23 protein-coding genes, 1 tRNA gene and 1 other annotated feature are annotated in these 24,697 nt (G+C 72.3%); of the genes, 17 read left to right on the top strand and 7 right to left on the bottom strand.

The annotated features are described in order from the left end of the window. The first annotated feature begins 37 nt into the window (after positions 1-37). From D3272_RS22585 to D3272_RS22560, 6 genes are all read left to right on the top strand, one after another. The gene (locus tag D3272_RS22585) at positions 38-265 is read left to right on the top strand and encodes a DUF4926 domain-containing protein (protein WP_129221476.1); all 228 of its coding nucleotides are present in this window, start codon (positions 38-40) and stop codon (positions 263-265) included. 3 nt (positions 266-268) lie between these two features. Continuing rightward, positions 269-610, top strand: coding sequence for a DUF6883 domain-containing protein (locus D3272_RS22580; RefSeq protein ID WP_129221475.1), 342 nt, complete (start codon positions 269-271; stop codon positions 608-610). Positions 611-963: 353 nt separating this feature from the next. Then, on the top strand, positions 964-2,121 hold the full coding sequence (locus tag D3272_RS22575) for an ABC transporter substrate-binding protein (RefSeq protein WP_129221474.1): 1,158 nt from the start codon (positions 964-966) through the stop codon (positions 2,119-2,121). A gap of 6 nt (positions 2,122-2,127) precedes the next feature. After that, positions 2,128-3,003 carry a branched-chain amino acid ABC transporter permease gene (locus D3272_RS22570; RefSeq protein ID WP_129221473.1) on the top strand — a complete coding sequence of 292 codons (876 nt, stop codon included), beginning with the start codon at positions 2,128-2,130 and terminating at the stop codon, positions 3,001-3,003. Further along, complete coding sequence (locus D3272_RS22565; RefSeq protein ID WP_129221472.1) at positions 3,003-4,817, top strand: branched-chain amino acid ABC transporter ATP-binding protein/permease; 1,815 nt, start codon at positions 3,003-3,005, stop codon at positions 4,815-4,817. Before D3272_RS22570 ends, D3272_RS22565 begins: the two co-directional genes overlap by 1 nt. Positions 4,818-4,829: 12 nt before the next feature. After that, a complete protein-coding gene (locus D3272_RS22560; RefSeq protein ID WP_129221471.1) occupies positions 4,830-5,570 on the top strand; it encodes an ABC transporter ATP-binding protein in 741 nt (246 codons plus the stop codon). Between the two features lie 82 nt (positions 5,571-5,652). Here the strand turns inward: D3272_RS22560 and D3272_RS22555 are convergent, their stop codons facing one another. Then, positions 5,653-7,122 carry a SulP family inorganic anion transporter gene (locus D3272_RS22555; RefSeq protein ID WP_129221470.1) on the bottom strand — a complete coding sequence of 490 codons (1,470 nt, stop codon included), beginning with the start codon at positions 7,120-7,122 and terminating at the stop codon, positions 5,653-5,655. A gap of 76 nt (positions 7,123-7,198) precedes the next feature. After that, positions 7,199-7,254 (bottom strand) — a sequence feature (sul1 is cis-regulatory element that is thought to sense ions involved in sulfur or methionine metabolism; They are found in Alphaproteobacteria). Positions 7,255-7,446: 192 nt separating this feature from the next. Between D3272_RS22555 and D3272_RS22550 the strand changes: the two genes are divergently transcribed. Further along, entirely contained in the window at positions 7,447-9,063 is a 1,617-nt protein-coding gene (locus D3272_RS22550; RefSeq protein WP_129221469.1) for a histidine kinase famiy protein, read from the top strand. A gap of 61 nt (positions 9,064-9,124) precedes the next feature. Here the strand turns inward: D3272_RS22550 and D3272_RS22545 are convergent, their stop codons facing one another. Then, complete coding sequence (locus tag D3272_RS22545; protein ID WP_129221468.1) at positions 9,125-9,367, bottom strand: hypothetical protein; 243 nt, start codon at positions 9,365-9,367, stop codon at positions 9,125-9,127. 216 nt (positions 9,368-9,583) lie between these two features. Between D3272_RS22545 and D3272_RS22540 the strand changes: the two genes are divergently transcribed. Together D3272_RS22540 and D3272_RS22535 are read left to right on the top strand one after the other, a co-directional pair. Then, positions 9,584-9,805: a CsbD family protein gene (locus tag D3272_RS22540; RefSeq protein WP_129221467.1), complete on the top strand. Its 222-nt coding sequence runs from the start codon at positions 9,584-9,586 to the stop codon at positions 9,803-9,805. A 210-nt stretch (positions 9,806-10,015) separates the two neighbouring features. Then, positions 10,016-10,092: transfer RNA gene (locus tag D3272_RS22535), tRNA-Met, on the top strand. A gap of 321 nt (positions 10,093-10,413) precedes the next feature. Here the strand turns inward: D3272_RS22535 and D3272_RS22530 are convergent. After that, a complete protein-coding gene (locus D3272_RS22530) occupies positions 10,414-10,884 on the bottom strand; it encodes a helix-turn-helix domain-containing protein (RefSeq protein ID WP_129221466.1) in 471 nt (156 codons plus the stop codon). 622 nt (positions 10,885-11,506) lie between these two features. After that, positions 11,507-11,851 carry an iron-sulfur cluster insertion protein ErpA gene (gene erpA, locus D3272_RS22525; RefSeq protein ID WP_281011001.1) on the bottom strand — a complete coding sequence of 115 codons (345 nt, stop codon included), beginning with the start codon at positions 11,849-11,851 and terminating at the stop codon, positions 11,507-11,509. Positions 11,852-12,054: 203 nt separating this feature from the next. On the opposite strand from erpA, the gene D3272_RS22520 reads away from it, so the two are divergent. From D3272_RS22520 to nagZ, 3 genes are all read left to right on the top strand, one after another. Beyond that, a complete protein-coding gene (locus D3272_RS22520; protein ID WP_129221465.1) occupies positions 12,055-13,305 on the top strand; it encodes a DALR anticodon-binding domain-containing protein in 1,251 nt (416 codons plus the stop codon). 127 nt (positions 13,306-13,432) lie between these two features. Next, the gene (locus D3272_RS22515; protein WP_129221464.1) at positions 13,433-14,980 is read left to right on the top strand and encodes an SPOR domain-containing protein; all 1,548 of its coding nucleotides are present in this window, start codon (positions 13,433-13,435) and stop codon (positions 14,978-14,980) included. Further along, complete coding sequence (nagZ, locus tag D3272_RS22510; RefSeq protein WP_165361479.1) at positions 14,977-15,990, top strand: beta-N-acetylhexosaminidase; 1,014 nt, start codon at positions 14,977-14,979, stop codon at positions 15,988-15,990. Before D3272_RS22515 ends, nagZ begins: the two co-directional genes overlap by 4 nt. 18 nt (positions 15,991-16,008) lie before the next feature. Here nagZ and D3272_RS22505 read toward each other — a convergent pair whose 3' ends face one another. The 3 genes from D3272_RS22505 to D3272_RS28460 all read right to left on the bottom strand — a co-directional run bounded on the left by D3272_RS22505 (position 16,009) and on the right by D3272_RS28460 (position 19,080). Next, positions 16,009-16,830 (bottom strand): EamA family transporter, encoded by an 822-nt coding sequence (locus D3272_RS22505; RefSeq protein WP_245496735.1) that lies wholly within the window; start codon positions 16,828-16,830, stop codon positions 16,009-16,011. Between the two features lie 97 nt (positions 16,831-16,927). After that, positions 16,928-17,860, bottom strand: coding sequence for an SMP-30/gluconolactonase/LRE family protein (locus D3272_RS22500; RefSeq protein WP_129221462.1), 933 nt, complete (start codon positions 17,858-17,860; stop codon positions 16,928-16,930). Between the two features lie 146 nt (positions 17,861-18,006). Further along, entirely contained in the window at positions 18,007-19,080 is a 1,074-nt protein-coding gene (locus D3272_RS28460) for a pentapeptide repeat-containing protein (RefSeq protein ID WP_428978012.1), read from the bottom strand. A gap of 406 nt (positions 19,081-19,486) precedes the next feature. Here D3272_RS28460 and D3272_RS22485 point away from each other — a divergent pair, with 406 nt between their 5' ends. The 5 genes from D3272_RS22485 (at position 19,487) to D3272_RS22465 (ending at position 24,696) form a co-directional block, all read left to right on the top strand. Then, the gene (locus D3272_RS22485; RefSeq protein WP_129221461.1) at positions 19,487-20,065 is read left to right on the top strand and encodes an SAM-dependent methyltransferase; all 579 of its coding nucleotides are present in this window, start codon (positions 19,487-19,489) and stop codon (positions 20,063-20,065) included. An 88-nt stretch (positions 20,066-20,153) separates the two neighbouring features. Then, positions 20,154-21,125, top strand: a complete 972-nt coding sequence (locus D3272_RS22480) for a quinone oxidoreductase family protein (protein WP_129221460.1) — start codon at positions 20,154-20,156, stop codon at positions 21,123-21,125. Between the two features lies 1 nt (position 21,126). Continuing rightward, positions 21,127-22,698, top strand: coding sequence for an ABC transporter ATP-binding protein (locus D3272_RS22475; RefSeq protein WP_428978011.1), 1,572 nt, complete (start codon positions 21,127-21,129; stop codon positions 22,696-22,698). Next, a complete protein-coding gene (locus D3272_RS22470; protein WP_129221459.1) occupies positions 22,688-23,776 on the top strand; it encodes an ABC transporter permease in 1,089 nt (362 codons plus the stop codon). The genes D3272_RS22475 and D3272_RS22470 overlap by 11 nt, the downstream gene beginning before the upstream one ends. After that, positions 23,773-24,696, top strand: a complete 924-nt coding sequence (locus tag D3272_RS22465; RefSeq protein WP_129221458.1) for an ABC transporter permease — start codon at positions 23,773-23,775, stop codon at positions 24,694-24,696. Before D3272_RS22470 ends, D3272_RS22465 begins: the two co-directional genes overlap by 4 nt. Position 24,697: the final 1 nt, after the last annotated feature.

Genomic DNA, 24,697 nt, shown 5'->3' with positions numbered 1-24,697 from the left:
TTATCCTGCGAGCCACGCAAGCCGGGAGGCCGACACGATGAACGCACCCGTCTTCACCTACCCCTTCAAGGAAGCCGAGCCTGCTACCTTCGCCAATCTCGACCTCGTTCGCGTGCTGCATGCCGTGGTGACCGACGAGGAGGAGGTCGTCATCTCCGGCAGCCTGGGCACCGTCGTGGCAGTCTACGGGGCTGGCAAAGCGTATGAGGTCGAGTTCGAGGTCGGGCTCGCCACGATTTATGCGGCAGATCTCGTCAAGGCCTGATGCGTGGCGGTCGTCACACACCTCGGCATCGATCCGCCCAAAGTCACACACTACCTGCTCGACCTCACTTCACCGCAGGGTCGAGGAAAGGCCACGTTCTTTCTCGCTCGGGGTTTCAGCCGTGATCGGCCGGAGGAGTTTGCTCTCGCCTTGGTGCGGCAAGCGTTCGCTGGATGGCCCGGCGATTCGCTCACCGTGCCGGACGCGGTGAAGCACCGCATCACGGGGCCGATCGCCTGTCCAGACGGCACAAAACCGACGATCCTCACCGTCTGGTACATCGCGGACGGTGACACCACGGCCATGCTGACCACGGCCCGCCCTGGGCGCTTCAAAGGCGTGTGATTGGGCGCCCGGGAAGGGCAGTTATCAGGCGCCCGATGGGGCAAGGCAGGGCGGTCCGACTTATCCAACGGCGCTCAACGATTATCGTGCGCCCGATCTGCTTCCCAAACTGCAGACGAGGGTTCGACTCCTTCCATCCGCTCCAGACCGCCGCATCCGCCGGGCCTCATGGCCGAGGTCGATCGGCTGGCGTTCTCCTGGTTTCTGTCCCGACCCGTGATGCGCGCCGCCGGCCCACGCGGGGCCGCGCCGGCTCGCGGCCGACGGCTTTTCCGCCCTGGACAGGACGGGCGCCGTGGTGTCCACTCCCGTCAAGGCCCGATCCAAGACGGGCCACGGGTGGAGACGTGACCATGAACGTGACGCGGCGCGCGGTCCTGCGCGGGGCCGGCCTGTCGATGGCAGGGATCGCGGGGTTGGCGCCGACGCGGGCTGCCTTCGCGGCGGGTGACGCCACCGTCAGGGTCGGCATGGTGCTGCCCGTGACGGGGCCGGGCGCCGATGCCGGGCGTTTCGCCCTCGGCGGTGCCAAGCTGGCGCTCGACGCCGTCAACAAGGCCGGGGGCGTGCTCGGCAAGCCTTTGGAACTCGTCACCGAGGACGACCAGACCACCAATCCCGGGGCCGTGCTGGCCTTCTCCAAGCTGGCGTCCCAGCCCGACATCGTGGCCTTCCTGGGCTCGATCCGCTCGACCCAGAACCACGCCATGGCGCCCGACATCCTCAAGGCGGCCAAGCCGGTCTGCTTCGGCGGCACGGACCCGACCCTGACCCATCTCGGCAATCCCTGGCTGTTCCGCTTCCGGCCGAACGACACCTATTCGGCGCGCGTCATCGCCGACTACGGCATCGGCACGCTCGGCAAGAAGAAGTGGGCCGTGGTGCATTCCACCGACGCCTTCGGCACCAGCGGCGCCAAGGCGCTGACCGAGGCGCTCGGCAAGGCCGGCGCGACCGTGGCGCTCGACCAGGGCTACGCCAACCAGAGCCAGGACTTCACGCCGGTGGTGCTGGCGATCCGCCAGGCCGGCGTCGAGGTGATCGGCTCCTATTTCACCTTCGAGAACGACCTCGGCATCTTCGCCCGCCAGCTCCGCCAGCTCGGCGTCGCCGTGCCCTGGGTCGGCTCGCCGTCGATCACCAACGTCACGGCCCTGAAGCTCGCCGGCCCGGCCCTCTACGGCACGTTCGGCGTCGCCGATTACGCCGAGGACGCCAGCGACGCGTCGCGGGCCTTCAGCAAGCTCTACCGCGATGCCTACAAGCTCGAGCCCGACAACCAGTCCTCCTGGACCTTCGACGCCGTCACGGTGCTGGCCCGGGCCATCAACGCCGCCGGCAAGACGGAACCGGGCGCGATCCGCGAAGCGTTGCTGGCCGTCAAGGGCGTACCCGGGGCCGAGGGCACCTACAGTTTCGACGGCAACGGCGACGGGCTGCACGGCTACAACGTCGTCAGGAACGACAAGGGCAAGATGAGCTTCGCCAAGCGCGTCGACTTCCAGGACTGACCCGCCTTGGACCTCGTCCCCCAGCTCCTGTTCACGGGCATCGGCATCGGGGCCGTCTATGCGCTGGTGGCGCTCGGCTTCGTGCTGATCTTCCGCGCCACCAACGTCGTGAACTTCGCCCAGGGCGAGTTCTCCATGGTGGCGGCCTTCCTCATGGTGGTCTTCGCCGTCGACCTCGGCTGGCCCTACTGGCTGTCCTTCCTCGCCGCCCTCGGCGGCATGGCGGTGCTGGGGGCGCTGTTCAACCTCGGCGTCTACTATCCGCTCCGCCACCGCTCCTACCTGCCGGTGATCATCTCGACCATCGGCGCCTCGATCCTGCTCGCCAACACCACGCTGGCGCTCTACGGGCCGCAGCCCCAGGTGCTGCCGGGCTGGTTCGAGACGCAGGGCATCCTGGCCGGCGGCGTGTTCTTCGACAGCCAATACCTGCTCATCATCGGCGTCACGGCCGTGCTGGTCGCCTTCCAATACTGGTTCTTCGAACACACGCTCGTCGGCAAGAAGCTGCAGGCGACGTCCCAGGACAAGGAGATGGCGTCGCTGCTCGGCATCCCGGTGGCCGGCATGATCATGCTGACTTTCGTGTACAGCGCCGTCCTCGGCGGCATCGCCGGCATCCTGGTGGCGCCCGTGCTCTTCGTGTCGATCGGCATGGGGTCGACGATCGCGCTGAAGGCCTTCGCCGCCACCATCATCGGGGGCTTCGGCGACGTCACCGGCGCCATCGTGGGCGGCCTGGCGCTCGGCGTCATCGAAACCTTCGGGGCCGCCTACATCTCGGTGCCGTACAAGGACGCCTTAGGCTTCCTGGTCCTCGTCGTCTTCCTCGTCGTGCGGCCGCAGGGGCTGTTCGGCGAACGCGTGGCGGAGAAGGCGTGATGGCGCCCCGCGCCTCCGCGGTCCCCCACCGTTTGGGCGGCACCCTGGCCTATGCGGCCTTCGCCCTGCTGGCGGCCGTGCTGGCCGGGGCGCTGCCGCTCAGCGGCTACGCCCTCAACATCCTCATGCAGGCCACCACCTACGCGGTTTCGGTCATCGGCCTCACCGTGGTGCTGGGGCTCTGCGGCCAGATCAACCTGGCGCAGGCGGCCTTCTTCGGCATCGGCGCCTACGCGGTCGGCCTCGGCACCACGGCCTGGGGGCTCGACTTCTGGCTCTGCCTTGGGCTCGGCCTCGGCGCCGCCCTGGTGCTCGGGGGCGCCCTCGGCGCCTCCACGCTGCGCCTCGGCGGCCACTACCTCGCCATGGTGACGATCAGCTTCCAGCAGATCCTCACCCTGGTGCTGGTCAACTGGATCCCGGTCACGCGCGGGCCGGACGGCGTGCCCGGCATCCTGCGGCCCGCCGGCCTGGCCGACGGGCAGCGCTACCTCGCCTTCTGCATCCTGGCCCTCGCGGCCGTGGCCTACGCGGTCTGGCGGATGCCCGACACGCGGCTCGGCCGGGCCATGCGCGCCGTGCGGGACAACGAGCTCGCCGCCGGCGTCGTCGGGGTGGACGTGTACCGCACCAAGATCCTGGCCTTCGCCATCGGCGCCCTGCTGGCGGGCCTCGGCGGCGGCCTCTTCGCGGGCGGCTTCGCCTATATCAGCCCGGACCAGTTCACCTTCGCCGAATCCGTCGTCTTCCTCACCATGGCGCTGCTCGGCGGCGTGGGCTCGCCGGCCGGCGCCGTGATCGGCACGGCCCTGCTCATCCTGCTGCCCGAATGGCTCCGCTTCATGAAGGAGATCCCGGGGCTCTACCTCGCGCTCTACGGCCTCGCCGTCATCCTCATCATCATCTTCATGCCGGTCGGCATCTGGGGGTTCGTCGGGGCGCGTCTCGCCCGGTTCCGCAAGGCTGCCCCGGCCCCGGACCGGGCCGGCGACCTCGTGCTGGCGCGGGCGGCGCCCGGCCCGCACCCGGCGCTCGAGGTCGTCGGCCTCGCCAAGCATTTCGGCGGGCTGAAGGCGGTCGACGCCATCGACTTCGCGGTGGCGCGCGGCGGCGTCCACGCGCTGATCGGCCCGAACGGTTCCGGCAAGACCACCACGCTGAACCTGCTGTCGGGCCTCTACGTGCCCACGGCGGGCCGCATCCGCATCGACGGCCGCGACGTGACGGGTCTGCCGCCCCACGCCCGGGCCGCGGTCGGCCTCGGCCGCACCTTCCAGAACATCCGGCTGTTCCGGTCCATGACGGCGCTCGACAACGTGATCGTCGGGGCCGAGCGGCCCGACAACCCGGCCGGCCTCGCCGACGCGGGGGCGCTCGAGGCCCGTGCCCGGGCGGCCCTCGCCTTCGTGGGCCTGGAGGACCGGGCGGACGAGCCCGTCGCGAGCTTCTCCTACGGCCACCAGCGCCTCGTCGAGATCGCCCGGGCCCTCGCCGGCAACCCGGTGCTGCTGCTGCTCGACGAGCCCGCCGCCGGCCTCAACGCCAGCGAGAAGGTCGCGCTGACGGCGCTGCTGCGGCGCATGACGGCGAAGGGCCTGACGATCCTGATCATCGACCACGACATGACCCTGGTGCGCGACGTCGCCGACCGCATCACCGTGTTGAACTTCGGCCGGCGGATCGCCGACGGCGACGCCGCCGCGGTGCTGCGCGAACCCGACGTCATCGCGGCCTATCTCGGCGAGGATGCCGGGCAGGGGGGCGCGGGCCGCGCCGAGGCGGCGAGCCCCCGGCCCGACCTCGCCCCGGTCTGACAGGAGCTTCCCGTGGCGCTGCTCGAACTCCGCGATCTTTCCGTCAGCTACGGCGAGGTCAGGGCCGTGGAAGGGCTGTCGCTCACGGTGGAGCCCGGCGAGGTCGTGACGCTGCTGGGGTCCAACGGCGCCGGCAAATCGACCACGCTGAAGGCGATCTCGGGCCTGGTGCGGCCGCGGGCCGGGCAGATCCTGTTCGAGGGGCGCTCGCTCATGGGCTGCCGGCCCGAGGAGATCGTGCGTCGCGGCGTCGCCCATGTGCCCGAAGGGCGCCGGGTGTTCCCGGGGCTGACGGCGCGCGAGAACATCATGCTGGGGGCGTCGAACCGGTCGGGCCTGTCGAAGCGGCAGATCCGCGCCGAGGCCGACGCCATGTTCGAGCTGTTCCCCGATATCGCCCGCTTCGGCGACGCCCTCGGCTGGACGCTGTCGGGCGGGCAGCTCCAGATGGTGGCGCTGGCCCGGGGCCTCATGGCCAAGCCGCGCCTGCTGCTGCTCGACGAGCCCTCGCTGGGCCTCGCCCCCGTCATCGTCCAGGCGGTGTTCCGCATCATCGCCGAGGTGCGTCGCCGCGGCACCACGGTGTTCCTCATCGAGCAGAACGCCCGCATGGGCCTTTCGGTGGCCGACCGCGGCTACGTGCTGGAATCGGGCCGCCTGGCGCTGAGCGGCACGCCAGAGGCCCTGTGGGCCAACGACGACATCTCCGCCGCCTATCTCGGCGGCAGTCGGGCCGTGTCGGCGGCCGGCTGACGCGCCGGGCCCGGGCAGGGCGACCGCGCCGCAGTGCGGCGGCACCGCGGCGGCAAACGCAGTCGTGGGGCCGGGCGGGACGTCACGCCCCGCCCAGCGCTTCCGTCTTGTCCAGCCGCTCGATCAGCGTGGCGCTGGCGCGGTTGACGCCGTCGAGGTCCACCGCGACCCCCTGGGCCTTGAACCGGCCGACGACCTTGTCGAGCGCCGCGATGGCGGTGACGTCCCAGAAATGGGCGCCCGAAACGTCGATCAGCACGCCGGGCGCGCCGGCCGCCGCGCCCGTGTCGAAGGCGTCCACGAAGGCGTCGGCGGAGGCGAAGAACACCTGGCCGGTGACGCGGTAGACGAGGCGGCCCGTGCCCGGCTCGACGCTCGACACGACGCCGAGCAGGCCCGCGACCTTGAAGGTGAAGAACACGCCGCTGAGCAGCACGCCGACGGCGACGCCCATGGCGAGGTTGGCGGTCGCGACCGTGACGGCGACCGTCGCCAGCATCACGGCGCTCGACACCTTCGGGTGGGTGACGAGGGTGCGGAGCGAGGACCAGTCGAAGGTGTCGATCGACACCATCACCATGACGGACACCAGCACGGCGACCGGCACCTGCGCCATCCAGGGCTTCAGCGCCACGGTGAGGACGAGCAGGAGCACGCCGGCGAAGAGCGTCGAGAGCCGGCCGCGGCCGCCGTATTTCACGTTGCTGACCGTCTGCCCGATCATGCCGCAGCCCGCGATGCCGCCGAACAGGCTGGCGGCGAGGTTGGCGAGGCCGAGGCCGGCGCATTCCCGGTTCTTGTCGCTCGGCGTGCCGGTGAGGTCGTCGACCACGCTCGCCGTCATGAGGGATTCGAGCAGGCCCACCATGGCGATGGCGAGGGCCGGCCCGGCGACGATGCGCAGCGTGTCGAGCGTGAAGGGCACGGAGGGCCAGGCGAAGCGCGGCAACCCGTCCGGCAGGTGGCCGAGATCCGCCACCGTCCGCACCGGCAGGTGGAACGCGATCGCGGCGGCGGTGAGCGCCAGGATGGCGATCAGCGGCGAGGGGACGGCGGTGGTGATGCGGGGCACGAGGTAGATGATGGCGAGCCCGGCCGCCAGCACCGCATAGGTCATCCAACCGCCCCCGAGCACCTGCGGGACCTGGGCGGAGAAGATCAGGATGGCGAGCGCGTCGACGAAGCCGGTGCGCACCGATTTCGACACGAAGCGCATCAGCACGCCCAGGCGCAGCGCGCCGAAGGCGACCTGCATGAGCGCGGCGAGGAGGCCGGCCGCCAGCAGGTAGGGCAGGCCGTGCGCGTGGACCAGCGGCGCCGCCACCAGGGCGACCGAGCCCGCCGCCGCCGAGATCATGGCGGGGCGGCCGCCCGTGACGGCGATGACGGCGCAGATCACGAAGGAGGCGTAGAGCCCGACCTCGGGATCGACGCCGGCCGCGAAGGAGAAGGCGATGACTTCGGGGATCAGCGCGAAGGTCGCGACGGCGCCGGCGAGCATCTCTCGGATCGGGCGTGTGAACCACTCCCGACGGATGGTGGAGGAGGACATGGATGGAAATTCCCGCAAGGGACGGCCTCGGGCGGCTTCCGCGCGAAGGCGGGCCGCAGGACGGGCAGGTCTGTTGCGTGGTCCGGCGGATCGGCGGCCGGAAGAGCCACCCGGATTTGCACCGGGTCCAGTCGAATGGCGCAGCTTAACGCCGTTGCCTGTTGCGATGCAACAAGGAACTCCGCGCGGAAGCGGCGGCCGGCGGCCCGCCGCTGCGCTTTGCCGGCCGTGGCGCGCCGCCGGGCATGGATCCCGGGGGCGGCTTCGCGGCTTGACGAGGCCGATGCACCGGCGCGGCCCGGTGCGAGGCAGGGGAGGCGCGCGATGCCATCGGATTCCGACGCGCCGTCGCGGGGCGGGGCGACCCCCGGCCCCGGCTTGCGCGGCACCGGCCGACCCGATGCCGGCATGGCCGACGACGGCCTGTTCTTCGCCGCCATCGGCACGAGCCGCATGCCCATGGTGCTGTCCGACCCCAACCGGCCCGACAATCCCATCGTCTTCGCCAACGACGCCTTCCTGTCCCTGACGGGCTACGACCGAGCCGAGGTCGTCGGGCGCAACTGCCGCTTCCTGCAGGGGCCCGAGACCGACCCCGAAACCGTGGAGCGGATCCGGCATGCGGTCCGGACCCGGACCGACATCGCGACGGAAATGCTGAACTACCGCCGGGACGGCACGGCCTTCTGGAACGCGCTGTTCATCTCGCCGGTGCTCGACCGGGATGGCAGGCTCGCCTTCTTCTTCGCCTCGCAGCTCGACGTGTCCCGCCGCCGCGATGCCGAGGAGGCGGTCCATCAGGCGCAGCGGATGGAGGCCGTGGGCCAGCTCACGGGCGGCATCGCGCATGACTTCAACAACCTCCTCCAGGTCGTCACCGGCTACATGGACGGGGTGAAGGACCATGTCGCAGCATCCGGCGACCCGCGGCTGATCCGGCAGGTGGGCGCCATGGCGGAGGCCGCCGGCCGTGCGACGGCCTTGACCCAGCAACTGCTCGCCTTTTCGCGCAAGCAGACGCTCCGGGGCCGTGCCGTGAGCCTCAACGACCTCGTGGCCGGAATGGGCGAGCGCCTGGGCCGCGCCCTGGGGGACGGCGCGACGATCGTCACCCGCCTCGACCCGGCGCTGTGGAACTCCCGCCTCGACCCAAGCCAGGCCGAGGCGGCGATCCTCGCCCTCGTGGCCAATGCGCGCGACGCCATGCCGGACGGCGGCACGCTGACGATCGGCACGGCGAACTGCGACGTCGGGGCCGGCGACCCGCTGTCGGGCAGCCTGGCGCCGGGCCGCTACGGCGCGCTGTCCCTGTCGGACACCGGATCGGGCATGCCCGAATCCGTCCTGAAGCGGGTCATGGACCCGTTCTTCACCACCAAGCCGGAGGGCAGGGGCTCGGGGCTCGGCCTGTCCATGGTCTACGGCTTCGCCCGGCAGAGCGGCGGGGCGGTGCGGATCGAGAGCGCCCTCGGCACCGGCACGACGGTGCGGCTCTACCTCCCGGCGGCCGAAACCGACGCTGAGCCCCCGGCGCCCGCCGCCCGGCCCGACGCCGGCCCGGGCGGCGGCGAGCGGATCCTCGTCGTGGACGACCGGGCCGAGGTCGCCGAACTCGCCCGCACCATGCTGGAGGACGGCGGCTACACCGTGGAGGTCGCCCGCGACGGCGAGGACGCCCTCGCCAAGCTGGCGGGTGGGTTCGACCTGCTCTTCTCGGACCTCATCATGCCCGGCAGCCTGAACGGCGTCAGCCTCGCCCGGGAAGCGCAGCGGCGCTATCCGGGCCTGAAGGTGCTGCTGACCACGGGCTTCGCCGAATCCGGCATCGACCGCACCGATTCGGGCGGTGCCGACTTCGCCACGATCGCCAAGCCCTACCGGCGCGCGAACCTCGCCCGGACGGTCCGGGCGGTGTTGGATGCGCCGGCCCGCGCCGGCTGACGGAGCGGCCCGCGCCTCGACCGCGTTCCGCTCGGCGAGGCCGCGCGGCGCTCCGGTGCCGTCAGGCGACCCCCGGGCAGCCGCGGTTGCGCATCTGCTTGGTGGCGCTGGCGCGCGTCCCTTCGCCGATGTTCGGGTTGGTCAGGTAGAAGGCGTAGTAGGCGCACCATTCTTCCTTGGTCATCTTGTCGAGGGGCTTGTCAGGGTCGTAGGGGTTCTTGGTCGACTCGCAACCGGCGGTCGCCAGCGCCAGCGCGATGGCCGCCCCCAGCGCGACCTGCATCGTCCTGTCCCATCTCGTCATGGATCGCTCGTCCTGCCTGCGGAATCGGCCCGGCCGCATCTTAAAGGCTGGATGGGACCGTGGGAACCGTCCCGGCCTCGGAGCGGGCTGCCGAAGGATGCGCCATGGTGATGACGCCTTGGGCGATCGCACCGTGCGGCGAGGAACAAGGAGACCCCGGCAGCGTTGACTTTCCACCTGCAGCCGAAATGGCGCGGTCCATGGGAGACGAGCACAATGAGCGAGTTCACCGACAAGGCCAAGGGCCTCGCCAACGAAGCTATCGGCAAGACCAAGCAGGGCATCGGCGAGTTGACCGGCTCGGAGAAGACCCAGGCCGAGGGCGCCGCCCAGGAAGCCAAGGGCGATGCTCAGCGGGCCGTCGGTGACGCCAAGGGCGCCGTCAAGGACACCGCCAACAACGTCGCCGACAAGGCCCACGACGCGCTCAACCGCTGAACCGCCGGCGGCTTCGGCCGCGCGCGTTCGACGATTCCTTTCGAAGGGCCCGCGGCGACGCGGGCCCTTTCGCCGTTTGGACGATGGCAGCATGCCACTGCGCAGGAGCCTTCGCTCCCCTACGGCGCGGTCGACGGACAGCCGCCGATGCAGTTGACAGGCGGGGTGATCGGCACCTATACAGCGGCCACGCCGAACGACACGGTGCATGGCGGGGTAGCTCAGCTGGTTAGAGCAGCGGAATCATAATCCGCGTGTCGGGGGTTCGAGTCCCTCTCCCGCTACCATGTCGACCACAGCCAGCCAGAAACATTCGGCGGCACCGGTGGTGCATCGATCCCCAGACCGATCCATCGCCGACCGGGTTATCCCGTCCAACGGTCAGCGGAACGTCGAACGACCGCTTGAGGCCTCCGGCATGATGGGAGGGGGCGCTCACGGCCCGAAATCCGAGTCTGCGTCGGCCCGGCTGCCAGTCCCGGCCGCGGGCCTCGAAGGCGATCCGTCATCGGACGATGGCGGCCCGTGCAGGATCAGGGCGGCTGAACGCGCTTTGACGCTTCCAGCCCAGCGCGACGGGGAGCTCGAAGCTTCCCGTCGGCACGTCGTTATTGGACGAGCGCGGCCGTTTCGGCGGGAGCCACGGCGGCAGGAGCGACTTCCGGAGTGGCCGGGGTCTTGGAGGCGACGATCGCCTCCATGAGATTGTACAGCTTCAGCTTCACACGCTCGTCATCGATCGCATGCAGGATGCGGATGATCTTGACGTCGTAGGTCGCGCTGGCGCGCGAGCGCTTGCGGCGGTCGACGATGTCGGCCAGTTCGATGCCACCCGAGGTCTCGCCTTCCGGAGTGATGTCTTCGAAGAAGAACGAGATGTCCTTCTCGAGGATCCTGGCGATATTCATGAGCTGGCTGGCGCTGATACGGTCCTTGCCGAGTTCATACTTTTGCACCTGCTGAAACGAGATGCCGAGTTGCTCCCCGAGCGCGCCTTGGGAGATTCGCTTTTCGATCCGAGCGAAGCGAACGCGCGCTCCGAGGTGCCGATCGACCGCATGATTTTTCCGCGCCATCATGTCCTCTTTTGAGCGCTGTGGTGCTCGATCCTAACACGGATGCCGAGAGTGAACCAAGGGGTTGCGATTGAGATGGACCAGAAATCGTTTTCTTCAACCGCGACCGACCCGTCAAACGACGATTAATCCCTGCTTTTGGCGAAGACCCGCGATGCGAATCCTGGATAACACTGCGGAGGGTTAGTGAGTCCGAAGCCGGATATTACGACATAAGTTAAGCGGAGCGATTCGTCGGGCGATTTGCGCGGCACCGGCGCGGCACGTCCCGGACGGCTCCGAGCCGTCGGCGAAGCCTTGAACATGACACCACGGCGGTCATGGCGGTGCCGGGAAGCCCGGCGCGACAGTGGAACGGCGTCAGCCTCGCCGACGGACTGCGGCCTCGCCATGCGTCGACCGGATCGCGTCGCGGCAGGATCGAAGGCAACGCCCGGGCAGGCGCGGACAGGAGCACGGACCCGGTGCGGACCTGCTCGGTGCCGGACGCGGGCTCGGTGGCGCGACCCTCGCACCGCGCTTCAGCGCCGGTCTGCTCGGCGCCGCTCCGGCCCCGGCGCGCTCGAGGCGGCCTCGCGGCGCCGGAGGCGGTCCCGGCTCCGAGCGGGCGGCCGGGTTCTGTCCCTCAGAGCGCGAAGCTCGTTCCACAGCCGCAGGAAGCGGTGGCGTTGGGATTGTGGATCTTGAACGATTGTCCGATCAGGTCGTCGACGAAATCGATCTCCGACCCCCGCATGTAGTCGATCGACATCGGGTCGATCACCACCGTCGCGCCGTCCCGCTCGAGCACGAGGTCGTCGGGCGCGGGCCCGTCCACGATCGTGAAGGCGTACTGGAACCCGGAACATCCGCCGCCGTCGACGGCGACACGCAGCACCGCGCCGGGCGCCTCGCTCGACAGCACCTTCTTCACGCGCCTGGCCGCCGAGGACGACAGCGCCACGGGTGACAGGACATCGGTCTCGCTCATCGTCGGCTTCTCCTGCGGACTCGCCTCCGGCATTGCCCGAACGCGGCGGGCACGCCACGTCCCGAAAGTAGGAGGCCTCGCCGGGTGCCGCAATGGCCGCCCGGCCCCCTTGCGGCGGCAGCGGCCGCGCGGCATGCCTCTCGGCGGTCGAGCCCGGCGTCGTCCCGGCACGCATCGGCGGCCGGAGGCGTTGAAGCCGATCCATGGATGTCGTGGCCGAACTGCGGGGCTGTCTCGCCCGGGCTCTGAGCGGCATGGCGGCCCGCGGCCTGCTGGAGCGCGGACCGGAGCTGTCCCGCCTCGCCGTGGAGCCCAGCCGCGACGCGGCCCGGGCCGACCTCGTCACCAATGCCGCCCTGGCCTTCGGGCCCGCCTGGACCGGACCGGGCGCGGGGCAGGGGACCCGGCGCCTCGCCGAGGCCTTGGCGGGCGAGATCGCGCGGGAGCCCGGCGTCGCCGACGTGGCCGTGGCAGGCGCCGGCTTCCTCAACGTCACCCTGGCGACCCGGCGCCTGGCGGAGGCGGCCGCCGGCGTGCTGGCCGGCGATCCCGTGCCGACGCTGGCCCGGCCCGGCGCGGTCGTCGACGTCACCGTGGCGGCGCCCGGCCCGGGGCCGCGCGGCCCGGCGAACTTGGACCACCTCCGCGCCGTCGTCGTGGGCGACGCGCTCGGGCGCCTGCTGGCCGGCACCGGCCACGGTGTCGCGGTGCGGTGCGCGGGCGACAGGCCCTGGGACCGGCACGGCCTGCCGTGGCTCGGCGTCGCCTTGCCCTGGGCGAGCGTCGCGGCGCACCAGCCCGCCGGCGAGGCCGCAGCGGCGCGGATCGAAGTGCGGCCGGGGTACGCCGGCCGCGTGTCCGAGGCGGCGGGCACCATCGTGGTGCCGGTGGCGCGGTGTCGCCTCGCCGCCAACACGGGCGTCCCCGCCTCGGCGGACGGCTTCGACGCCGACGCGGTCGACGCGCTGCGCTTCGCCCTCCTGTGCCGGGAGCGGTCGTCGGGCCTGGACTTCGACCCCGCGGCCGCGCGGGACCGGTCGCATGCCGGGCCGTTGTTCGACGTCGGCTATGCCCACGCCCGCGCGGTCCGCACCCTGCGCGGGGTCGCAGGCCCTGAGGCGGATCGCCCGTCCTGGCGGGACGCGCTGTCGCGCCCCGGCCTCGTCGGCGACCGGGACCGCGACCTGCTCCGGCCTGTCGCGCTGTTCCCGCATGCCGTGGGGCGGGCGGTGGCCGAACACGAGCCGCAACGCCTCGCCGGGCTGTTGCGCGACCTCGCCGCCGCCGTGCATCGCCAATGGAACAGAAGCAAAGATCAGCCACAATTACGCTTTGTTAATGAAGAACAGAGAGATTTGACCAAAGCTCGGCAGGGATTGATGATGGCATCCGCCATCGTCCTGAAGTCCGGTCTCCGTCTGTTCGGCATCGCGGCACCCGACGAGATGCGGTGACGGCGGCGCCAGGACCGACCTGCGGGGCTGGACGACGTCCGGCGCGCCCGTCGCGACCGGAAGGGAGCTGCGCGATGCGTCACGACGCACGGCCCGGCCCGAGTGCCATTGTGAGGCGAGGTGTTCGATGAGTGAAGCCGCGAGATCGCGCCGGGACGATGGCCGCTACGAGCCCCAGGTGGCCGTGCCGGGCCGCGGGTCCGCGCCCTCCGATCCCCTGGCCGAACTGGCCCGGCTCGTCGGCCAGGACGACCCGTTCCGCAACGTCTTCCGCCCGGCCGCCCCGGCGACCGCGCCGGAGCCCGGCTTCCGCAACCCGCGGGACGCCGGCCTGGCGCCCGACGTCCACCACGACCCCCGGGACGGCGGCCACCATGGCGCCGTGGCGGGCTACGACGACAGTGCCGTCTACGACGAGGCGGGTCATGCGGAGGCGGCCCACGGCGAGGATGGTCACGATCCTGACCGCCACCACCAGGACGGGGCCTATGCGGACGGGGCCTACTACGACGACGACCCGGCCCACCATGCCGAACACGACGGCTACGCGGAGCCCCACGCGGACGAGCAGCACTATGCCGCCGAACAGGCGGCCCATCCCGACGAAGCCGGCCTGGCCGACGAGCATTTCGCGCCCGGCTACGATCCCGCCGCTCTTCCGGACACTTGGGCGCAGGACGGTGACTGGGCGCAGGACGGCGTCGCGGCGGAACGCGCCGGAGGCCCGGTGCGCCTGAACGATCATGCGTCGAAATCCGCCGCCCGGCGTCCCATCGCGGTCCTGGCGGCCGTCCTGGTGCTGACCGGCGGCGGGCTCGCGGCCTCGTTCCTGGCCAAAAGCCCCGCGACGTCGGGGGCGGTGGCGACCTCCGGCGGCCGCGGCGCCCCGACCATCCTGGCGGCGACGGGTCCCACGAAGGTCAAGGCCGACGACGGCAGCACGACCGCCCCCGAGGACCAGGATGTGGCGCTGCTCAACAAGGGCGGCATCCTGCCCAACGGGCCGGTCAAGATCGTGTCGAGCCAGGAGCAGCCGGCCGACCTCGGCCAGCTGCCGAAGTCCGACCTCGCCGAGGGCGCACGCCCGCTGCCCGCACCGGTGCCGAGCCCCTTCCCCGAGCCCAAGAAGGTGAAGACCTTCGTGGTCCACCCGGACGGCACCATGCTGTCGGGCGACAGCGCGGCTGCCGCGCCCGGCCGCACCTCGACGGCCGCCCCGGCGCCGTCGACGCCGGGCGACGCCGCCGCCTCGCCCCTGCCGGCCACGCCGGCGACGGGCGTCCGTGGCGGCACCACGCCGAAGAGCTCCGCCGCCACGCCGGCCGCCCCGATGGCGACCATCGCCAGCCTGTCGGCCGATCCCGCCCTGGCCGACCCCGCCACCACGGCCGCCGTCCCGGCGACCCGCCAGTCCGCGCCGGTCAAGGGGCCGGCGTCCTACGGCGTCCAGCTCGCGTCCTCGCCGGTCGAGGCCGACGCCAACGCGGCCTTCGCCAAGCTGAAGAAGCGCTTCCCGGCGCAGCTCGGCCCCTACACCGCCACCGTGCACAAGGCCGAGACCGGCGACAAACCGGTGTACCGGGTGCGGGTCGGCGGCATGACGCAGGACGAGGCCAAGGGGCTGTGCACGCAGCTGCAGAGCGCCGGCGGGGCCTGCCTGGTGATGCACAATTGACCGCGAAAGCCTTCGTCTGCGGCTGCGCCGGGACGGCGCTCGACGACGCCGAGCTGGCCTTCATGGCCGAGACCCGGCCCTGGGGCCTGATCCTGTTCCGCCGCAACGTCGACACGCCGGACCAGCTCCGCGCCCTCGCCGCGTCCTTCCGCGCGGCGGTGGGTCGTGCCGACGCCCCCGTGCTGGTCGACCAGGAGGGCGGCCGGGTGCAGCGCCTCACCCAGCCCCACTGGCCGCGCTACCCGGCGGCGGCGCGTTTCGCCGCGCTCCACGCCGCCGACCCCGCGGGCGCCGCGCGGCTCGCCCGCCTCGGCGGCGAACTCCTGGCCCGCGACCTGTCGGATTGCGGCATCACGGTGGATTGCGCGCCCGTGCTCGACCTGCCGGTCCCGGGCAGCAGCCCCGTCGTCGGCGACCGGGCCTTCGGCGGCGAGCCCGGCACGGTGGCGGCCCTGGCCCGGGCCTTCGCCGACGGCCTCGCGGCCGGCGGCGTGTTGCCGGTCATGAAGCACGTGCCCGGCCACGGCCGCGCCGCGGTCGACAGCCACCACGAGCTGCCGGTCGTGACGGCCGAGCGTTCCGCGCTCGCGCGCGACTTCGCGCCCTTCCGGGCTCTGGCCGACCTGCCGATGGCGATGACGGCCCACGTCGTGTTCACGGCGCTCGACCCCGACCGGCCGGCCACGACGTCGCCGAGCGTCATCCGCGACATCGTGCGCGGCGAGATCGGCTTCGACGGGTTGCTGCTGTCCGACGACCTGTCCATGCAGGCCCTGCGCGGCACGCTCGGCGAGCGGGCCGCCGCCGCCGCCGCGGCGGGCTGCGACATCCTGCTCCACTGCAACGGCATCATGGAGGAGGCCCGGGCCGTGGCGGCCGCCGCGCCTGCCCTGGCCGGCCGCGCCGCCGAGCGGGCCGACGCGGCACTCGCCCGCCGCACCGCCCCCGCCCCGCGCGACCTCGTGGCGGACCGCGCCGCCTTCGCGGCGGCTTTCCCGGTCACCGCCTGACGGGCGCGCGGCCCGGGCTCATGCGCTGGCCGCGCTGCCGATCGAGGCCGCCACCACGCAGCCGATCGCCAGCCATTGCAGCGGCACGAGGGACTCGCCCAGGAACGCCATCCCGGCCAGCGCCGCGACCGCCGGCTCGATGCTGAGCAGGACGCCGAAGGTTTGGCGCGGCAAGCGCTGCAGGGCATACATCTCCAAGGAATAGGGAACGGCGCTCGACAGCAGCGCCACGCCGAGCCCGGCCATCAGCGTGGCGGGCGCCAGCAGGGCCGTGCCGGCCTTGGCGACGCCGAAGGGGATCACCAGGGCGGCGGCGATGGCCGACCCGAGCGCCACGCTGTCGGGCCCCCGCAACCGGCCGGCCCGCTGGCCGAACACGATGTAGAGCGCCCAGCCGATGCCGGCCGCGGCCGCGAGCGCGAGCCCGGCGGGGTCGAGGCCGCGCGACGCGTCGCCGAGCGGCAGCAGCAGGCCGAGGCCCACCACCGCCAGGCCGATCCACACGAGGTCGAGCGCCCGCCGCGACGACAGGGCCGCCACGCAGAGCGGCCCGGCGAATTCGATCGCGACGGCGATCCCGAACGGGATGGTGCGCAGCGCCAGGTAGAACACGAGGTTCATGGTGCCGAGCGCGATGCCGTAGAGCGCCACGGCGGCGGCGTCCCGCCGCGTCAGGGCCCGCCGCCACGGACGCCAGGCCGCCAGCAGCAGCAGCGTGGCGAAGCCGACCCGCAGAGCCGTGGTACCTTCGGCGCCGACGCGCGGGAACAGGCCCTTGGACAGCGAGGTGCCGACCGCGATCGACAGGATCCCGGCCACGACGGCTGCGACGGGGAGCAGGACGGGGTGGGCGGCTGCCGCGGCGGCGGGACGGGCCGTGGGAGCTGCGTGGGAGCGGCCCCGCGCAGCCTCGTCGCCCGTCACCCTCCCGCCCCGGTCAGCTGCGGGCCGCGTCCGGCCAGGTGGCGCCGTGGGCGTTGACGTAGATGGCGTAGAGCGACGTGGTCCCGCAGATGTACAGCCGGTTGCGCTTGCGTCCGCCGAAGCAGAGGTTGGCCACCACCTCCGGCACGCGCACGATGCCGAGCAGCGTCCCGTCCGGCGCGTAGCAGCGCACGCCGTCATGGGCCGACGTCCAGACGTTGCCGGCGGTGTCGCAGCGGAAGCCGTCGAACAGGCCGTCGTCCAGGCTCGCGAAGACCCGCCCCTCGGTGAGGGTGTAGCCGTCCGCCCCGACGCGGAACACGCGGATGTGGCGCGGCCCGTCCTCGCTGTGCGTGGCGCCCGTGTCGGCGACGTAGAGCAGCGATTCGTCCGGCGAGAAGCACAGGCCGTTCGGCTTGTGGAAGTCCTGCGCGACGGCGTGGACGCGCCCGTCGCGCGGGTCGATGCGGTAGACGTGGCTGCCGCCGATCTCGGAGGGGGCGGCGGAGCCCTCGTATTCGCTGTCGATGCCGTAGGTGGGGTCGGAAAACCAGATCGAATCGTCCGATTTCACCACGACGTCGTTGGGCGAGTTGAACCGCTTGCCGTCGATCTCGGACGCCAGGATCGTCGTCGAGCCGTCGTGCTCGATGCGCGACACGCAGCGCCCCTCGTGCTCGCAGCACACGAGGCGGCCCTGGCGGTCGACCGTGTGGCCGTTCTGGTGCCGGGCCGGCTGCAGGAACGTCGAGACCGATCCGTCCGTCTCGTCGAGGCGCATGACGCGGTCGTTCGGGATGTCGGACCAGACGAGGTAGCGCCCCGCCGGGAAATAGGCCGGGCCCTCCGTCCAGCGGCCGCCGGTCCACAGCTTCTCGAGGTGGACATTGCCGAAGACCAGCTTCCTGAAGCGCGGATCTCGGATTTCCAGGCTCTCGGTGAACATCGTTTCCCCCTCGCAGCGGCGCATGCGGGCGCGCGGCCTTGGCCGGGAGTAAGGCTCCGGCGGCCGCCGCGCGCAAGCGGAAAAGTCCGACCCCGCCATCTGTGCCGTTTCGATACGCGGGACCGGGGCGGCGGTTGAAGGTCCCTTCACCTTCGCGGGCGAGGTTGGTTACCGAAGCATGACGACCGGAGTCCGGATTCGATGAACAGCGCCGCCCCCGAGCCCGACGAGACCGGCGAGGACGTCACCGCCGGGGCGCCCCGCATCTCGCTCGGCAAGGGTCGCGCCCTGGTGCCGGTGCCGACGCCCCCGCCGACCGCCTCCACCTTCGCCGGCCTCGGCCGCTCGCACGGCCTCGTCGCGGCCGGCGTCGCCGTCGTGATGGGGTTCGGCTTCGTGGCCGGCACGGAAGTCTTCGCGTCGCGGCCCCGGCCGGTCGCGGTCGCCAAGGCCGGGCCACCGGCCGACACCACCATGGACGTGCTGGTGCGGGTGCAGGGCGAGGTCAGGGCGCTGAAGTCCAGCCTCGACGGGCTCAAGGCCACGGCCGAGAACACCCGCCAGGAGGACACGATCCGCGGCCTGAAGCGCAGCGTCGACACGCTGAAGGGCGACCTCGACGGCGTCCGGTCGGCCTCCAGCGCCGCCGTCGGCCAGATCGGCGCCAAGCTCGACCGGCTGGACCGCGACCCCGGCCCCAAGCTCGCCGAGATCGCCGCCCGCCTCGACCGGCTCGACCGCGACCCCACCACCAAGCTGTCCGACGTCACGGCCCGCCTCGATCGGCTCGACCCCACCAGCAAGCTCGCCGACGTCACGGCGCGGCTCGAGCGGATCGAGCGCCAGGTGGCGTCGGGCGAGACCACGGGCTCGCTGCCGCCCCAGGCGACCGCGGCGCCGAAGCCGCCCATCCCGCCCCAGCGCGCCGCCCCCGCGGCCGTGACGGCCGTGCCCCCGGTGCGGCCCGAGCCGGTCCGCGCCGAGACTCCCAAGCCCGACCCGGCCAAGCTCGAGACGGCGAAGCTCGAGCCCGCCAGATCCGAGCCTGCCAGATCGGAGCCCGCCAGATCGGAGCCTGCCAAGCCCGACGCCGTCGCCAAAGCCGAGCCCGCCAGATCCGAACCCGCCAAGTCCGAGCCCGCCAAGTCCGAGCCCGCCAAGTTCGCGCCCGCCAAGCCCGACGTCGCCGACAAGGGGGATGGGCCGGCGCGGGTCGCCACCGTCGAGGGCTGGATGCTGCGCGACGTCTACGGCGGCGTGGCCCTGCTCGAAGGCCGCCACGGCGGCCTGCGCGAGGTCGCCCCCGGTGAGTTCGTGCCCGGCGTCGGCGAGATCCGCTCCATCGAGCGGCGCGGTCGCGGCTGGGTCGTGGTGACGAGCCGCGGCCTGATCCAGGCCGACGCCCGCTGGTAGGCGCGCCGGCTCTTTCGAGCTTCCGATGCCTCCGCCCCCGGCCCGAAGGTCCGGGGGCGTGGGTGTTTCCATCCGCGTCGGAGTATCCCACATGGACATGATCATCGGCACGGTCGAGGCTTTCGTCCTCGCCGGCATCCTCAGCGTCGCCAGCCTCGCCACGGCGGGCGTGCTGCACATCGGCTGACGCGCCCGCGGCGCGGGGAGGGCGCTTTGCGACGCGACACGCTCGGGCCCGACCATTTCGAGGCGCTCTACGCCGCCCGGCCCGACCCCTGGTGCCTCGCCAGCAGCGACTACGAGCGGGCGAAATACGCCGCCACCCTGGCGGCCCTGCCGCGGCATCGCTACGCCCGCGGCTTCGAGGTCGGCTGCGCCATCGGCATCCTGACGGCCGAACTCGGCCGGCGCTGCGCGGACCTGCTCGCCGTGGAACCGGTGGCGGCGGCGCTCGCCGAAGCCCGGGCCCGCAACGCCGGCCAGCCCCACATCCGCTTCGCCGGGATGTTCGTGCCGGGGCAATGGCCGGCGGAACCCTTCGACCTCGTCGTCCTGTCCGAGGTGATCGACTATCTCGGCGCCGACGACGTGGAGGCGCTGGCGGGGCGCGTCCTCGCCACCCTGGCGCCCGGCGGCGACGTCGTCATGGTCCACTGGGTCGGCAAGAAGCGCGGGCCGCCGACGGGCGACGAGGCCAGCGACCGGTTCGTCGCGGCGGCGGGCCCCGCGCTGCGGGTGCTGCGGCAGGACCGCAACCCGGACTACCGGCTCGACGTCCTGCGCCGGGTATGACGCGCGGCGCCCGCCGCGGATTCGGCGGGACCCGTTGCCGGATGGGCGTCGCGGTTCCTATGATGGGGGAACGGCACCGGAGCGACTCATGGCCAAGACGATCCGCATTCACGCCTTCGGGGGTCCCGAGGTGCTCACCGTGGAGGACCTCGACCTCGCCGCGCCCAGGCCCGGCGAAGTCCGCATCCGCCAACGTGCCGTGGGTCTCAACTTCATCGACGTCTACCAGCGCCAGGGCGTCTACCCCAACGCACTGCCGCTGGTGCTCGGCAACGAGGCGGCCGGCGACGTCGTGGCGATCGGTCCCGACGTGACGGAATTCGCCCCGGGCGACCGCGTCGCCTACGGCACGGCGCTCGGCGCCTATGCCGAGGAGCGCAACGTCCCGGCCCGGCTGCTCGTGCACCTGCCGGAGGCCGTCTCCTACGAGGTCGGCGCCGTCATGATGCTCAAGGGCCTCACCGCCCAGTACCTGCTGCGCCAAACCTACCCGGTGAAGCCGGGCGACACGATCCTGGTGCATGCCGCCGCCGGCGGCGTCGGGCTGTTCCTGTGCCAGTGGGGCCACGCGCTCGGCGCCACCGTGATCGGGACGGCGGGCTCGCCGGAGAAGTGCGATCTCGCCCGCCAGCACGGCGCCGACCATTGCATCGACTACCGGCGCGAGGATTTCGCCGCGCGCGTGAAGGAGATCACCGACGGGGCGCTCTGCCACGTCGTCTACGACGCCATCGGCAAGGCCACCTTCCCGGCCTCGCTCGACTGCCTGCGGCCGATGGGCATGTTCGCCTCCTACGGCGCCGCGTCGGGCGCCATCGAGGCCTTCGACATCAACCTCCTGGCGCGCAAGGGCTCGCTCTTCGCCACCCGGCCCTCGCTCTTCGCCTACGCGGCCAAGCGCGAAGCCCTCGTCGCCATGACGGAGGACCTCACCACCGCCATCGGCAGCGGCGCCGTCCGCCCCGAGATCCACGCCCGCACCCCGCTCGCCGAGGTGGCGGAGGCGCACCGCGCGCTCGAAGCCCGCGAAACCACCGGCAGCACGATCCTGGTGCCCTGACTTGTCCCGCCCCGACGCCGCCGAACCCGAGCCGTCCCCCTCGGTCCGGCTGCCCGCCCCGCTGGTGGCCATCCGCGGCCTGTCGAAGAGCTTCGGGCCGGTCAGGGCCAACCAGGACATCGACCTCGACGTCCGCGCCGGGGAAAACCACGCGCTGCTGGGCGAGAACGGCGCCGGCAAGTCCACGCTGGTGAAGATGCTCTACGGCCTGCTGCAGCCTTCGGCCGGCGAGATCCTGTGGCAGGGCCGACCCGTCGTGCTGGACACGCCCGAGACGGCGCGGTCGCTCGGCATCGGCATGGTGTTCCAGCATTTCTCGCTGTTCGAGAACCTGACCGTCTCGGAGAACATCGCGCTCGTGCTGCCGCCGGAGCGGCAGAGCCGGCTCGACGCCCGCATCGGCGGCCTGTCCGAACGCTATGGGCTGAAGCTCGCGCCCGCCCGCCCGGTCTGGTCACTTTCGGCGGGCGAGCGGCAGCGCATCGAGATCGCGCGCTGCCTGCTGCAGGATCCCAAGCTGATGATCCTCGACGAGCCGACCTCGGTGCTGACGCCGCAGGAGTCGGAGTCGCTGTTCCGCATCCTCGACCAGCTCAAGGCCGAGGGCCGGGCGTTGCTCTACATCTCGCACCGGCTCGACGACGTCCGCCGCCTGTGCGAGCGCGCCACCATCCTGCGCGGCGGCAAGGTGGTGGGCACCTGCGATCCCCGGGCCGAGACGGCCCGCTCCATGGCGGCCCAGATGGTGGGGGCGCAGATCGCCGAGGTTTCGGCACGCCACGCCACGCCCGGGGCCGAGCGCTTCGCCGCCGTCGGCCTGTCGCTGCCGGCGCCGGGCCTCCACGCGACGGCGCTGAAGGGGGTCGACCTCGCGGTGCGGGGCGGCGAAGTGCTGGGCATCGCCGGGGTCGCCGGCAACGGGCAGGACGAGCTCTTCGCGGCCCTGTCGGGCGAGCGCCTCGCGGCGGCGCCCGGGCAGATCCGCATCGACGGCGCCCCGGCCGGGCGCGACGGCGTCACGGCCCGCCGGCGCCGGGGCGCGGCCTTCGTGCCGGAGGAGCGCAACGGCCACGCCGCCGTGCCGGGCTTCGCGCTCAGCGACAACCTCGTCCTGTCGCGCCACGCCACCGGCGAGGTAAGCCGCGGCGGCTTCCTGCTCGGGCGGGCCGCCCGCGCCATCGCCCGCAAGGTCGTCGAAAGCTTCGACGTGCGGGTCGGCGCCCCCGATCCCGCCGCCCGCACGCTGTCGGGCGGCAACCTGCAGAAGTTCGTGGTCGGCCGGGAAATCCTGCGCGAGCCCGGCGTGCTCGTCGTCAACCAGCCGACCTGGGGCGTCGACGCGCTGGCCGGCGCCGCCATCCACCAGGCCATCCTCGACCTCGCCGGGCGGGGCTCGGCCGTGGTGATCATCTCGCAGGACCTCGACGAGCTGTTCCGCCTCTGCGACCGGCTCTGCGTCATCCACGCCGGGTCGCTGTCGCCCGCCACCCCCACGGCGGCGACGAGCCGCGACGACGTCGGCCTGCGCATGGCGGGCACGGAAGTTGCGAGCGCCACCGCCCATGCACATTGAACTTCAACCCAGGCTTGACCCACCCCGATGGCTCGGCGTGGCGGCACCCGTCGCGGCCTTCGCGGTGGCGCTGCTCATCGGCGGGCTCATCGTGGCGCTGCTCGGCAAATCGCCGCTCGACGCCTTCCGGGTGTATTTCGTCGACCCGCTGACGCAGGACTGGTCGCTCGAAGCCCTGGCCGTGAAGGCGTCGCCGCTGGTCCTCATCGCGGTCGGCCTGTGCTTCTGCTTCCGGGCCAACCTGTGGAATATCGGGGCCGAGGGGCAGTTCATCGCCGGCGGTGCGCTCGGCGGTGCCCTGGCGCTCGCCACCCACGGCGTCCCCCACGACGGGCCGCTCGGCGGCTCCTGGATCCTGCCCGCCATGCTGGCCCTCGGGGTCGTCGGCGGGGCGCTCTACGCGCTGATCCCGGCCGTGCTGCTGGTGACGCTCGGCGTGAGCGAGATCCTCACCAGCCTCATGCTGGTCTATGTGGCGCGGCTGGCGCTCGACTACCTCGTCCGCGGCCCCTGGCGCGACCCCCAGGGCTTCAACTTCCCCGTCTCGGTCAACTTCGACCCCGACGCGACGCTGCCGAGCCTCGTCGAGGGCGCCTCGCTGCATGCCGGCGTGCTCGTCACGCTGGCGGTGGTGGTGCTGGCCGCGGTGGTCTTCGGCCGGACCATGCTGGGCTACGAGATCCGCATCGTCGGGGCGGCGCCGCGCGCCGCGCGCTTCGCCGGGTTCAGCGAGCGCAAGCTCGCCCTGGCGGCCTTCGCGCTGTCGGGCGGGCTCGCCGGGCTCGCCGGCATCATGGAAGTGTCGGGGCAGATCGGGCAGCTGCAGCCGTCGATCTCGCCCGGTTACGGCTTCACCGCCATCATCGTGGCCTTCCTCGGCCGGTTGCAGCCGGTGGGCATCCTGGTCGCCGGCCTCGTCCTGGCCCTCACCTATGTCGGCGGCGAGGGCGCGCAGATCGCCCTCAAGCTGCCGCTCGACGTCACGACCGCCTTCCAGGGCATCCTGCTCATCTGCGTGCTCGGGGCCGACGTCGTGACCCGCTACCGCGTGCGCCTCGTCGGGCGGGTGCTCGCATGAACGGCGAGATGGCGCAGCTCATCCTCGTCACCGTGGTGACGGCGGCGACGCCGCTCTTCCTCGCCGCGCTCGGCGAACTCGTGGCGGAACGGTCCGGCGTGCTGAACCTCGGCGTCGAGGGCATGATGGTGATGGGGGCGGCCGGGGGCTTCGCCGCCGCCTATGTGACGGGCTCGACGCTCGTCGGCGCTCTGGCCGGCATCGCCCTCGGAGCCCTGATGGCGCTGCTCTTCGCCCTGCTCACGGTGGTGTTCGCCGTCAGCCAGGTCGCGTCGGGCCTCGCCCTCACGATCTTCGGCCTCGGCCTGTCGGGCCTCGTCGGCAGCGGTTTCGTCGGGCTGAAGCGCGACCCGGCGCCCCACCTCTCCATCCCGGGCCTCACCGACCTGCCGGGCGTCGGCCGGCTCGTCTTCGGCGAGGACTATTTCGTCTACGCGGCGCTGGCCCTGGCGGTGCTGGTGTCCTTCGTCCTCGGCCGGACCCGGGCCGGCCTCGTGCTCCGGGCGGTCGGCGACAATCACGGCTCGGCCCATGCCCTGGGCGTGCCGGTGCGCCGCGTGCGGATCCTGGCGGTCCTGTTCGGCGGCGCCTGCGCGGGGCTCGGCGGCGCCTACCTGTCGCTCGCCTACACGCCCTTCTGGTCGCCCGAGATGACGGCCGGCCGCGGATGGATCGCGCTGGCGCTGGTGGTCTTCGCCTCGTGGCGCCCGTGGCGTGCCCTGGGGGGCGCCGTCCTGTTCGGCGGCGCGACCGTGCTGCAGCTCCATGCCCAGGCCTTCGGCATCGGCCTGCCCGGACAGTTCATGTCCGCCATCCCCTACCTCGCCACGGTGCTGGCGCTGGTGCTGCTCTCGCTCAGGAGGCGGGCCGGCTCCGTGGCGCCCGCCATGCTGGGGACCGCCTTCGTGCCGGACCGCTGAT

Source organism: Lichenibacterium ramalinae (genome assembly GCF_004137085.1).
Lineage (GTDB): Bacteria > Pseudomonadota > Alphaproteobacteria > Rhizobiales > Beijerinckiaceae > Lichenihabitans > Lichenihabitans ramalinae.
This window is presented reverse-complemented; position numbering and strand designations above follow the sequence as displayed.

What these genes read in the sequence shown, in the direction of transcription:
- D3272_RS22585 (WP_129221476.1), top strand. Translation starts at nt 38, where the DNA reads ATGAACGCACCCGTCTTCACCTACCCCTTCAAGGAAGCCGAGCCTGCT.
- D3272_RS22575 (WP_129221474.1), top strand. Translation starts at nt 964, where the DNA reads ATGAACGTGACGCGGCGCGCGGTCCTGCGCGGGGCCGGCCTGTCGATG.
- D3272_RS22565 (WP_129221472.1), top strand. Translation starts at nt 3,003, where the DNA reads ATGGCGCCCCGCGCCTCCGCGGTCCCCCACCGTTTGGGCGGCACCCTG.
- D3272_RS22555 (WP_129221470.1), bottom strand. Translation starts at nt 7,122, where the DNA reads ATGTCCTCCTCCACCATCCGTCGGGAGTGGTTCACACGCCCGATCCGA.
- D3272_RS22550 (WP_129221469.1), top strand. Translation starts at nt 7,447, where the DNA reads ATGCCATCGGATTCCGACGCGCCGTCGCGGGGCGGGGCGACCCCCGGC.
- D3272_RS22545 (WP_129221468.1), bottom strand. Translation starts at nt 9,367, where the DNA reads ATGACGAGATGGGACAGGACGATGCAGGTCGCGCTGGGGGCGGCCATC.
- D3272_RS22540 (WP_129221467.1), top strand. Translation starts at nt 9,584, where the DNA reads ATGAGCGAGTTCACCGACAAGGCCAAGGGCCTCGCCAACGAAGCTATC.
- D3272_RS22530 (WP_129221466.1), bottom strand. Translation starts at nt 10,884, where the DNA reads ATGATGGCGCGGAAAAATCATGCGGTCGATCGGCACCTCGGAGCGCGC.
- erpA (WP_281011001.1), bottom strand. Translation starts at nt 11,851, where the DNA reads ATGAGCGAGACCGATGTCCTGTCACCCGTGGCGCTGTCGTCCTCGGCG.
- D3272_RS22520 (WP_129221465.1), top strand. Translation starts at nt 12,055, where the DNA reads ATGGATGTCGTGGCCGAACTGCGGGGCTGTCTCGCCCGGGCTCTGAGC.
- D3272_RS22515 (WP_129221464.1), top strand. Translation starts at nt 13,433, where the DNA reads ATGAGTGAAGCCGCGAGATCGCGCCGGGACGATGGCCGCTACGAGCCC.
- D3272_RS22500 (WP_129221462.1), bottom strand. Translation starts at nt 17,860, where the DNA reads ATGTTCACCGAGAGCCTGGAAATCCGAGATCCGCGCTTCAGGAAGCTG.
- D3272_RS22480 (WP_129221460.1), top strand. Translation starts at nt 20,154, where the DNA reads ATGGCCAAGACGATCCGCATTCACGCCTTCGGGGGTCCCGAGGTGCTC.
- D3272_RS22470 (WP_129221459.1), top strand. Translation starts at nt 22,688, where the DNA reads ATGCACATTGAACTTCAACCCAGGCTTGACCCACCCCGATGGCTCGGC.
- D3272_RS22465 (WP_129221458.1), top strand. Translation starts at nt 23,773, where the DNA reads ATGAACGGCGAGATGGCGCAGCTCATCCTCGTCACCGTGGTGACGGCG.